Raw genomic sequence first — 11,433 nt, 5'->3', positions numbered from 1 at the left:
ATGAGTGCCGCCACAGCTCCAACCGATCGCGCCACGCTGCTGGCCCAGGCGCGTGACCCGCAGGCCACGCCCTTCGACTACATCGTCATTGGCTCCGGCGCGGGTGGAGGCCCGCTCGCGGCCCGCCTGGCCAAGGGCGGGCGGCGGGTGCTGGTGCTGGAGGCCGGCGTGGACGCCTCCATGGGGCCCGATGGCAAGCCCCTGCCGATTCAACCCGGCGACAACACCTCCGGCGGCATGCGGCAGGTGGCGGTGGTGCCGGCCTTCCACGGCGCGGCGACAGAAGATGCCCAGATGAGCTGGACCTTTTCCGTCCGCCACTACAACAACGACGCCCGCCAGCAACGGGACACCAAGTACACACCGACCCAGGACCCCTCACGGCAGGGAGGCTTGGGCCAGGGGGGCATCCAGTACCCGCGCACCGCCGCAATTGGCGGCTGCACGGCGCACTACGCCATGATCATCATCCGGCCCAATGATGCGGACTGGGACTGGATCGCCAACCGGACCAACGATCCCTCGTGGCGGTCGGACCACATGCAGGGCTACTTCCCGAAGATCGAGAAGTGCCTCTACTACGGCGTCTACAACACCTTTGGCCGCAAGACCCTCGGCACGGTGCTGACGGCGGCCCGCAAGGTCGCCACCTTCATCAACCCGCGCCGGCAACTGGACCCTGGCGGCCACGGAGAAAAGGGCTGGCTGCCGACCAGCTTCATCGACCCGCTGGTGATTGCCAGCATCGTCAAGGGCGACAACACCTTCCTGCGGGTGCTGCTGGACGTGGCGCTTTCCACATTGGGGGGAAAGGACGAGCGAGGCACCTTTCTGCGCTCGCTGGCCCACCTGCAATTGCTGCAGTTTCTGGACCCCAACGTCCGGTCCCCGGACCTGCCGTCGAGGGCCCATCTGTCGCTGATCTCGATCGGCACGGATGGCCACCGGCGTTTTGGCCTGCGGGAGCATCTGCTCCAGACCCAGAAGGACCTGCCTGAACATCTGGTGATTGAAACCGGCGTGCATGTCACCCGGGTGGTGTTCGCACCCGGCGCGAGCGCCACCGACCCGCCACGCGCCATCGGCGTGGAACTGCTTCAGGGGGCGCATCTCTACCGTGCCAGCCCGCTGGCCGGCGCCACCGGGGGAACGGCGACGCGGCTGCAACTGTTTGCAAGGCAGGAGGTGATTGTCTGCGGCGGCGCCTTCAATTCGCCGCAGGTGCTGATGCTGAGCGGCATCGGGGACCGGCAGGCCTTGGAGAAGCTGAAGATCGAAGGTCCCAGGGACCGTCACGGGCAGGTGCTGGCGCCCATCGTGCATCTGCCGGGTGTGGGCCGGCACATGCAGGACCGTTACGAGGTGAGCGTCATCAGCGAAGCCACCCGGGATTTCTCGACGCTGAAAGGGGTGAGCTTCACACCCGACACGCCGGGGGATCAGGCGCTGCAGCAGTGGCTGAAAGATGGCTCTGGGTTGTATTCCACCAACGGCGGCGCACTCGCGCTGATGATGTCGTCGACGGCCAACCAGGCCGTGCGGCGGGACCCGGACCTGTTCATCTTCGGCGTGCCGGCCGCGTTCCGGGGCTACTACTGGGGCTACTCCAAAGAAGTGCTCTACGCCCACAAGGGGTCAGGCAAGGAGCAACGCAACCTGTGGAGCTGGGTCATCCTCAAGGCCTACACCCACAACCGCCATGGTTCGGTGACCCTGCGCACGGCGGACCCGCTGGATGTGCCCCAAATCGACTTCCACTCGTTTGATGAAGGCGACGACGCCCCCCATGCAGAGGGTGCGCGCGAGGACGTCGACGCCTTGTCCGAGGCCATCACACGGATGCGGGAGATCAATCAGAAGATCAGCGTGTTCGGCAATGAGGTCCAGCCGGGGCTGCCCGCTGGCCCGGCGCTGGACCAGTGGATCCGCGACGAGGCCTGGGGGCACCATGCCTGCGGCACCTGCCGGATTGGCGCCGACCGATGGCAGGCGGACACGGCCACGCTGACCGAGCCGGATGCCGTGCTCAGCAGCGATTTCCGAGTGCACGGGGTGTCCGGCCTGCGGGTGGTGGATGCCTCGGTGTTCCCCCGCATCCCGGGCTATTTCATCGTCACCCCCACCTACATGATTGGTGAGAAGGCGGCGGATGTGCTGTTGGCTGACTCGCCGGATTACCCGAGGGCGCTGCGGGCGGCGGAGGCCGGCGAGATCCGCCTGCGGCGTGCAGCGGCAGGCCTGCCGCCCGTGTCCTCGCCGGTCGAGGACGAGTTGCCTGCCGATACGGTGGGCCTTGCGCTGTCAGGCGGCGGCGTGCGCAGCGCCACCTTCTGCCTGGGCGTTTTGCAGGCGCTGGCCATGCGCGGCCGCCTGCGCCAGATCGACATGGTGTCGTCGGTGTCCGGGGGCGGCTATACAGGGGCCTTCCTGGGACGCCTGTTCACGCGCCAGGAGGCCTGTGTGGAGGACAAGGCCGGGCGGGTAGCCTCCATCCTGGCGACGCCGTCATCACCGGAGGTGTGGTGGCTGCGCAAGCATGCGAACTACATCGACAGCGGCAGCCGGACCGACCTCCAGAACGATCTGGCCATCGTGCTGCGCAACCTCGCGTTTGTGCATCTGTGGATCGGGGCCCTGGTGTTTGGCCTGTTCGGGCTGGCACGTTGGCTGATCGACGGGTGGGCGGAGACTTCGATCCCGGACTGGCGCTTCCAGGGCATTGGTCTGTCACCCTGGTGGCCCTTGCCCGTGCTGGTGTTGCTGCTGGGGGTGGTACCGACGGCGTCAGGGTATTGGTTCGTCCTGAAGGATCCTCACGAAGGGCGTGATGTGCTGCGGCCGTTGTGGCTGTGGGTGGCGCTGCTGGCTTGCGCTGTCTTTGCGCTCGGTGTGCCGTCGCTGCTGCCCTGGGGCGCGCTGGCTCTGGTGGTGCTGTTGCTGGCCTGGACCGCGCAGGAAATGGCCAGCTGGGGCATCCCCGACGACGACCCTGAGCGTGCCCGGCGCGGACCACTGCGCAGCGAGACGTCCGCACCGCCCACCCCGCCGAGCACCATCATCCGGACCCGCCTCTCGCGGGTGCTGGGCAGCCTGTTGTTCGGTTTTGCCCTGGCGGTGTTCTGGGTGGTGCTGGACTCGCTGGCCCGGGCGGCCGGGGAGGGGGACTTCACCGTGACCGGCTGGTCGATGCTGGTCCTGCCGCCGCTGCTGGCATTGCTGCGCTCGATGGCCATGCAGGTGTTGAGCGGAAAGCCCGCGCCTCTGCTGCCGTCCGGACCCTTGCTGCAGCAGCTGCTGCTGTCAGGCATCGCCTTCGGGCTGCTGTTCCTGCTGCTGTTTTATCTGGATGCGATGGTGCATTGGGCCTTCCGTTGGCCGCATGTCGGTCCCTGGCTGGTGGCCAGCACGCTGCTGGCGTCCCTGGCGGTGGCACGCATCTTTCCGTTTCTGAATCTGTCCTCGCTGCAGGCCGGATACGCCCAAAAGCTGGTGCGCAACTTCCTGGGGGCGTCCAACGATGCGCGGGTGCATCCCCCCGGTGTGGACGCGCCAATCCCGATCAATATCTCGGACCCGGGTGATGACATCGACTTTGACCTTTACCGGCCGCAGGACCACGGAGGCCCCCTGCACTTGATCGGCGCCTGCGTGAACGACACCGTGGACCGGAACTCCGGCCGGCAGTTGCGGGACGACAAGGGCTTGTCGCTGTGTGTCGGTCCTGCCGGCCTGAGTGTCGGACGTCGGCATCACGCGCTCTGGGTCCCTCGCGATCCGGCCAAGCACAAAACGCCGATGCATCGTGTGGGGGTGGCACCGGTGCTGGTGGCGCCAGACCCCAACCAATTCCATGTGCTGGCCCGCCGGGACGACCAAGCGGTGGAGGTGGAGCGGCTCAAGCTCGGGCAGTGGACCGCCATTTCCGGTGCGGCCTACACCACCGGCCTGGGGCGGGGCACCACGCTGGCAAAGTCTTTGCTGCTGGGGCTGCTCAACATCCGCATCGGCTACTGGTGGGACAGTGGCATCCCGGCGGATCAGCGCCCCGGGCGCTTCCCCCCCGGCCTGTGGCGGCGCATCAAGTCGCTGCCTGGTGCGGCCTTCCGGCTGCAGGCCACGCTGCTGGATGAATGGCGGGCGTGGTTTCCCGGCGCCTCCAGCCTGCTCTGGTATCTGAGCGACGGCGGACATTTCGACAACACCGGTCTCTACGAGCTGATTCGACGACGACTGCCTTTCATGGTGGCGGTCGACGCTTCGCAGGACGAGGCCTATCAGTTCGATGATCTGGCGCTGCTGACACGCCAGGTGCGGCTGGACTTCAACGCCACCATCGAATGGCTGGAGCCGGCCCAACTGCACAGCGAAGTGCCGGCGTGGATCGCCCGTCAGGTGGACCTGGGCGCCATCGGCGCGCTGACCCAGCTCAAGCGGGAGGGCGGGCACTATGCGGCCCTGGCCCGGGTCGTTTATCACCATCAACCGAGCGAACCCAGCTGGCTGCTGTTGATCAAACCCAGCCTGTGCCCGGACATCCCGACCGACGTCCGTTATTACGCGCAGACCCACCCGGTCTTTCCGCAGCAGAGCACGGCCGACCAGTTCTTCGACGATGACCAGTGGGAGGCGTACCGCATGCTGGGGCAGCACGCGGGCCTGTCGGTCTTCCTCCGCTGAAACGCCCCGGACCCACCGCAAGGAGAGCTGCTCATGGCAGACCACAACGACCCGAATGCCGTCAACACGATCTTTTCCGACATCGATGTCAGCGCGGCCGATCTCTACGATCTGTTCGGCTTTCCAAGCGACGACAAGACCGGGGGAGAGAAGGTCTACATCGCGTTGACCTTCGCAGCAGTCCCCACGGCCGGCACGCTGGATACCGACATGCTCTACCGCATCCAGATCGCACCGGCCCCGCGAGCGGTCTGGCCGCATGGGGACGACCAGACGCTGGAGACCCTGCTCCATTACTTCGAGGCCGTGAAGGAGCGCTATCTGGGCCCCTCCAGTGCGGCCGAGATCCGCGTGACCGTCGACGAAGCACAACGGGCGACAGTGCGATTCTTCGGCTTTCCCGGTGGGGATTTTTCGACCACTGTGGACACCAACCAGGTGCTGGACATCCACACGCCGGATGGCCATGCCATCAAGACCTACATCGGTGGCCGCGACGATGCCTTCTTTAATGACCTGACCGGCTTCTTTCGCTCCATCAACTATGCGCCGCAGTTCTATCACGTGCCACACACCCGACCCGATTTGCGCGAGCTGCCCATCCCCAAAACCTTGCTGGAGCTGGAGGGCAATGATCTCTTTAATGCCGATCCCAAGGATCCGGATTGGGGTTATCTGCATGTCAAGGGCCGCCCCAATGGGTCCAAGCGGGACCTGCCCCCCGGCCCGTATGAGTGGAAGGGAGACCGGTTTCGCAAAGACGAGAACGGGGACTACCGGCTGGTCTACTCCGGCTACGACTGTCAGAACGGCAAGAACATCAACACCATCGCGCTGGAGATTCCGCTGGCTTTCCTGACGCGGGAGCCGCAGAAGGACCGCATCGTCAACACCTGGGGAGAAAGCTGGGTGCGCAAGGCTGCCAACAAGGTGGAGACCATTCCGGACCACCCCTTCTGGCTGGAGCATCCCCGCAGCGTGCTGGATGCGTTCCGGCTGGACGACGAACTCAAGCATTACAAGCTGGTGGACACGGATGGTCAGCCGTTTGCAGATGCCGGCTTCAGCGAGCGCGAAGACAACCGGCAACTGGGCGCCAACAACTTCTGGCTGGCCCCGACCTTCATCCGGCGCACCGCCCACCTCGGTTGGGGCTTTGGCCCGTCCATCAGCGCCCTGGGTCTGGCCACCTGCTTTGACCATGATCACTCGCCGGTGTCGGTGCACAAGACCTATGAGCATGTGCTGACCGCCTTTCCTCGGGCCAGGAAACTGCTCTTCCAGCGGCTGCGCATGCCCGACGACAGCTGGAATCCCAAAGGGCTGGACATCCCGCTGCGCCGGCCGGTGGAGATCTTCATCCCCAACGTCTGCGCCATTGACATGGACACCACCGGCACCTGGCCGTTTGGCCGGCGTCTGGAGGACCAGGTGGCCAATCGCTTCCTGGCGATGTTCCTGGACATGGATGCGGAGTTCAACGGCCGCAAGTACCACCTGGAGCTGCTGAGCGACCCGGCCTTGTGGCAGGCCGCACCGGTACAACCCAAGACCTCGCCGAATCCGCTCCACAACGACAAGCCCTTCCTGACGGACTTCCCCTATCTGGCGCCCCCGTGGCCGGAGTCGTATTGATGCCCGCACTGCCACCTGTGCGGACCTTCAGGCAGCCACCCCGGCCAACCTGCATGTCACGACGCCTCCCACCACGCCTGTCACCACGATTGCGACCACCGCCATGACCGCCTCCAGCATCCAAGCCCCAAGCCCCCGGGGCGGACAGACCGACTACCAGGCCGAACTCGCCCGGCTGGCCAGCGAGATCAGCACGCTGGACGCACCAGATGCCGACCGCGGCCGCCTGCACCGCTTGATCTACAAGCGCTACCAGCAGGCCTCCTTGCGCGGCGACTATCCAGGACTGAGCCTCGTGGACCGGCAACTGTCCGCCCTGATCAGCGCGGATCGGCCGGACCCGGATCTCAGCTACCTGAAGGCCAACATCGACTTCAAGTTCCACCGTCTGGACGGCGTGATGCGCACGCTGCAGGCCAGTCCGGATCTGCGGGACAGCATGCCGGGCCAGGCGCTGCGGGCCGACCTGCACTTGCAACAGGGGCGACATGACGAGGCAGAGCGGCTCTACCGGCGTGTGCTGGACGAAAGTCCCACCTGGGACAACCACGCGAGGTTGGCGCATCTGGCCTTCAAGTGCGGCGAGGACGACGCGGCCGAACGCCATTTCGATGATGCGGAGGACGAGTTGACCGCCAAGGAGATGCGGCATTACGCCTGGCTGCAACTGCAGCGGGGCGTGCTGGACCTGAAGCGCGGTCGCTTGGCGGCCGCGCGGGACCACTACGACCGTGCCAACCGGGCCTACACCGGTTATTGGCTGGTGGCGGAACACCGGGCCGAGCTGCTGGCGGCAATGGATGAGTGCGAGGCGGCCCATGCCTTGTATGAGCAGGTGCTGGCCGAAGTGGACCGCCCGGAGTTGCAGCAGGCCATGGGCGAGCTGTGTGCGCACATGGGTCGGGCCACCGAGGCCGAGCGCTGGTTCGGCCGGGCGCTGGATGCTTTCATGAGTTCGGTGGCACAAGGGGAGGTGCATTACCTGCATCACCTGGCCGACTTCCATGCCGATGTGCGGGAAGACGGCACGCAGGCGCTGCGCTGGGCCGGTGCGGATCTGGCGCTGCGCGAGAACCCGGCGACGCTGGCCGCCTGGGCCTGGGCCCTCTACCGGGCCGGCCGCGCCAGCGAAGCGCTGGTGCCCATGCAGCGCGCCCTGGATTCACGTGAGCGGGATGCGCATACGCTGGAACGGGCTGCGGCGATCTTCCAGGCTGCGGGGGCGGCGGAGGCAGGTCAGCGGCTGGCGCAGCAGGCACGTGGGCTCAATCCGCATGCGCGTGGCTTTCACGTCCATCGCTAGACCACCCCGCCCGCCGCCCACCTTCATGACGAGGGAGATTGCCTTGATGTCCAACCTGCCGGCCGACGGGCTCACGCTGTGTCTGATTGCCTTGCTGCTGGGTGTGCAGCACGGGGCGGATGCGGATCACCTGGCGGCCATCGATGGTCTGACGCGGCTGAACGCACGACGTGGCCAGCGCTTTGCGCGCTGGTGCGGCGCCTTGTTTGCGGCCGGCCATGGCGCGGTGGTGCTGGTGGTGGCGGTGGCGGCCAACCGACTCAGCCATCATCTGGAAGTGCCGCATTGGCTGGAGGCCGGCGGTAGCCTGTGTTCGATCGCCTTGTTGACACTGCTGGGGGTGGGCAACCTGGCGGCCGTGATGAGGCCGGTGAATGACGCAACGGCCATGCCGTTGCAGCGGTGGCGATGGGTCCATGCCAAACGACCGGTGACGGTTGCCGCCGTCGGTGCGCTGTTCGCCTTGTCTTTTGACACCATCAGCCAGGCAGCCGTCTTTGCGTTGGCCGCCGGGCGCTCGGGCGGGCCCCTCCAGGCTGCCACGCTGGCGCTGCTGTTTGCCGGCGGCATGCTGGCTGCCGACGCCTTGGGCGGCCTGTGGATTGCGCGCCTTATCCGACGTGCAGACCGGCTGGCGCCCTTGGCCTCCCAGGTGATGACCGTGTCGTTGGCCCTGCTCAGTCTGCTGGTGGCTGCGGTGGGGGCGGCCCGGCTGGTGGCACCCGCCAGCGGTGAGCCCGGATCCGGGTTGGTGTTTGGCGCGCTTGTGCTGCTGATGAGCGGGGCCGGTTATGTGCTGGCGTGCTGGATGGCGAAGCTGCAGCTCGGGCGGCGTCGGGCCGACTGAGGTTGCACGGGGGGACCGCTCAGCGCGGTGGCAGTGACAGCTCCGCGATGGCATCCAGCGCCAGCAGGTTCTCGGACGCGACATAGCTGGAGGTCTCGCTGGTCACGAACTGAACGGCCTCGTTGACCCGCACGGCCAGGCGGCCACAACCCGGGAAGGTCTTCACGTCCGGGAACTGGTCGGCGTCCCGTTCGCGCGCCTTGCAAGCCAGCGCGGCCCAGGCAAACCAGAGGTGGGTCGTGCCCTCCAGCATGCGGGGTGACCGATACAGATAGCGGTCTGCATCATGCATGCGGTCGTTGTCCGAGAGGCTGCGAGTGGTGAAGCTCAGTTGGCGCGGGGGAATCTCTTCGCCGGCCAGCCAATGGTCAAAGGCCGTCAGGATGTCCCCGAAACCTCCATCCACTAAGAGCGCCTTGTGGTCCGGCACCGCCAGCAGCAGCACATAGATGGCCTTGGCGGCCAGCCCCGGGAATCCTTCGAGCTTGTTTCGCTGGAAGGGACTTGGCCGCCATCCCCCGGTCTGCATGTCGGCGTTGGTGAGCATCCAGCGCAGGCCGTCCTGAATCGGCTGCTTCAACGCGTCGGAAGGCGCCACACGCTGGATTTCGAGCAGGGCCCAGAGGGACATGACGGTGGAATCGGTGCGCACAAAACGGGGCTCATGGGTGTCGTTGACGGGGGACCATGCGCCGGTGGTGGTGAGTCGGGCGAGGACCAGGTCGGTGCAATGCTGCAGGCGCTGCCGGGCTTCCGGGAGCCGGGTCCCCCACAGGGCGGCGGCGGACGGGTGCCGGAGAGACCGGGCCAGCGCGAGCGCCACCCGGGCATTGATCTCGGTGACGCCCCAGGGCACATAGGCGAAATAGCCCCGGGTTCCCTGTTCCATCCCGAGGCGCCCGCCATTCGGTGGAGGGCCGTTGAATTTGATTGGAGGGTAGTTCGATGCGCCCTGATCGTCATCGGCAATGCGGAGGAAAAAGATCGTTCGCTTCTGGCTCTCCATATCCGCAATGTTGATGAGCACCCCGGCCAGGATCTCATGGGGCGGACGTATCGTTTCCCGGGATGAATGCAGTGACCACATTGCACATCCACCGTCTGAAAAATCAGGGAGACATCGATGACCTCACGCGACGGCGACATCGTCTATGCCAAGATCCACCCGTCCATTGGTGTGGCCCGTGTTGGCAATTCCACGCAGGACGACGGCTTCTACATCGGCCCCCAGGTGGTGGAGCCGGCCCCGTTACCGCCGGGGGCGTACCGTGATGCCACTGGTGCGCTGAAACGGGAAGTGGCCGAATTCCGCATCTACGGCTACGACGCGCAGGGCCGGGTGGTCCGGGAGCTGCTGATGGGGGACGGTGTGGACATGGCCTGGACCGTGGAACTGGCCAACCACAAGGCCGCCTGGTACAACTTCGAGCTGGCCCTGGACATTCCCGAAGCCGCGAACGGGCCGCCGACCACGCGCCGCAATGCCAACGTGACGGATCGGAAGTCACTGTCAATCCTGCCAGGTGCTCGCACCATTGCCGCCCCTGGCCAGCAGGGCCCAAACTACCAATTCGATGGCGGCACCTGTTTTGGCATCGAGGTTCCGCTGGGAGAACTGCGCACCGACGCCAGCGGACGCTTGCGTGTGTTTGGCGGCCACGGCAAGTCCGCCTCGGTGGACGGCCAAGCGCCCACCACCTTTGCCAACAATGATGGCTGGTATGACGATACGAGTGACGGCCCCGTGACCGCGAAGGTGGTGCTGAACGGACGGGAGGTGCCGGTGACCCCCGCCTGGGTGGTGGTAGCGCCACCCAACTATGGGCCGCAGCAGAAGTCGGTGAGAACGCTCTACGCCTTGATGACGGATGTGGCGGTGCAGTCCGGCCAACTGCCTGCGCCCCGGCTGCCGTCCTTCCGCGACGACATCCTGCCGATTCTCAAGGCGCTGTGTGATCTGCAATGGGTGAATGCAGGCTTTGCCGCCGGCTTTGGATATGGAATGCCGCAGTATTTCCTGGCGCCCGACTACCTGCGCCAGCTGTCCCAGCCCGGTGACACCTATGCCGAATTGCGGCGGACGGTGTTCAACAGTTTTCGCAATCCCGAGGACCACGACATTTCATTGAAGCCCTGGCCCTGGGTGTATGGGGATGCAATGGACATTCCCATGCCGCCGACACCGCGGGCCATGACGGCGCTGACCACCACGCAATTGGCGCTGCTGGCGCTCTGGGCCCGGGGGGAGTTCAAATCGGACCTTGGTACCGGCCATGAGCCCTACCGGCACCTGGAGAAGGTGCCCTTGCAGGAACAGCCCGCCATGCTGGACCGTGCAGCCCTGGAGTTCTGCCTGGCCGACGCCTTCCATCCGGGCTGCGAAGTCACCTGGCCGGTCCGGCATGCCACCATGTACATGGAGCCGTACCGCTGGCGCCATCGTGAGAAGGGCAACCCCGAGCCGGATGACGGGAGCACGCTGACGACAGCGGAAGTGCTGTCGTACAACGGGCCGCTGTATGCGCAGTTTCCCGGGTCGCTGACGCGCTGGATGGCGATTCCGTGGCAGACCGATACGGCCAGCTGCCGCTCCGGCTACGACACACAGTACGACCCCTACCTGCCGACGTTCTGGCCGGCTCGTGTGCCGAATCAGGTGCTGAGCGCTGAAAACTATCAAAAGCTCATGGACCTGTCATTGGAGCGGCCGGAACGCATTGCCGCCTTTAATGACCGTTCAGATTGGGATCGCACGCTGGGCGAGGGCTATCAGCAGCAGCTGCAGGCGATGGTAGAGCATTTCGACCGGCAGGGCATTGTGGAGGTGCGCGAGGGCATTGCCAATGACCCGGACTTCCCGCCGATCATGCAGGTGGAAGACCGTGGCGGCAAGGAACTCAGCCACGAGGCGCGGGCGAGAACCGACCACGAGATGCGGCAGGCTCATCGCGCCCGGACGCCGCGGCGCTGA

6 protein-coding genes are annotated in these 11,433 nt (G+C 66.0%); 5 read left to right on the top strand and 1 reads right to left on the bottom strand.

The window, feature by feature from the left end:
• The 4 genes from OU995_RS19175 (at position 1) to OU995_RS19160 (ending at position 8,462) form a co-directional block, all read left to right on the top strand.
• Positions 1 to 4,677: a GMC oxidoreductase gene (locus tag OU995_RS19175; RefSeq protein ID WP_267831631.1), complete on the top strand. Its 4,677-nt coding sequence runs from the start codon at positions 1 to 3 to the stop codon at positions 4,675 to 4,677.
• 33 nt (positions 4,678 to 4,710) lie between these two features.
• Positions 4,711 to 6,312 (top strand): DUF4331 family protein, encoded by a 1,602-nt coding sequence (locus OU995_RS19170; RefSeq protein WP_267831630.1) that lies wholly within the window; start codon positions 4,711 to 4,713, stop codon positions 6,310 to 6,312.
• Positions 6,313 to 6,415: 103 nt separating this feature from the next.
• The gene (locus tag OU995_RS19165) at positions 6,416 to 7,615 is read left to right on the top strand and encodes a tetratricopeptide repeat protein (protein WP_267831629.1); all 1,200 of its coding nucleotides are present in this window, start codon (positions 6,416 to 6,418) and stop codon (positions 7,613 to 7,615) included.
• A gap of 46 nt (positions 7,616 to 7,661) precedes the next feature.
• Entirely contained in the window at positions 7,662 to 8,462 is an 801-nt protein-coding gene (locus OU995_RS19160; protein WP_267831628.1) for a nickel transporter, read from the top strand.
• A gap of 19 nt (positions 8,463 to 8,481) precedes the next feature.
• Here the strand turns inward: OU995_RS19160 and OU995_RS19155 are convergent, their stop codons facing one another.
• Complete coding sequence (locus OU995_RS19155) at positions 8,482 to 9,351, bottom strand: hypothetical protein (protein WP_267831627.1); 870 nt, start codon at positions 9,349 to 9,351, stop codon at positions 8,482 to 8,484.
• A 234-nt stretch (positions 9,352 to 9,585) separates the two neighbouring features.
• On the opposite strand from OU995_RS19155, the gene OU995_RS19150 reads away from it, so the two are divergent.
• The gene (locus OU995_RS19150) at positions 9,586 to 11,433 is read left to right on the top strand and encodes a LodA/GoxA family CTQ-dependent oxidase (protein WP_267831626.1); all 1,848 of its coding nucleotides are present in this window, start codon (positions 9,586 to 9,588) and stop codon (positions 11,431 to 11,433) included.

Origin of the sequence: Roseateles sp. SL47 (assembly GCF_026625885.1) — a bacterium.
Classification (GTDB): domain Bacteria; phylum Pseudomonadota; class Gammaproteobacteria; order Burkholderiales; family Burkholderiaceae_C; genus Roseateles.
The sequence above is the reverse complement of the archived record's forward strand: the minus strand, read 5'-3'. Positions and strand labels throughout refer to the sequence as shown.

Excerpts from the sequence above, each read along its gene's own strand:
- OU995_RS19150 (WP_267831626.1), top strand. The coding sequence starts at position 9,586 with ATGACCTCACGCGACGGCGACATCGTCTATGCCAAGATCCACCCGTCC.
- OU995_RS19165 (WP_267831629.1), top strand. The coding sequence starts at position 6,416 with ATGACCGCCTCCAGCATCCAAGCCCCAAGCCCCCGGGGCGGACAGACC.
- OU995_RS19155 (WP_267831627.1), bottom strand. The coding sequence starts at position 9,351 with ATGGAACAGGGAACCCGGGGCTATTTCGCCTATGTGCCCTGGGGCGTC.
- OU995_RS19160 (WP_267831628.1), top strand. The coding sequence starts at position 7,662 with ATGTCCAACCTGCCGGCCGACGGGCTCACGCTGTGTCTGATTGCCTTG.
- OU995_RS19175 (WP_267831631.1), top strand. The coding sequence starts at position 1 with ATGAGTGCCGCCACAGCTCCAACCGATCGCGCCACGCTGCTGGCCCAG.
- OU995_RS19170 (WP_267831630.1), top strand. The coding sequence starts at position 4,711 with ATGGCAGACCACAACGACCCGAATGCCGTCAACACGATCTTTTCCGAC.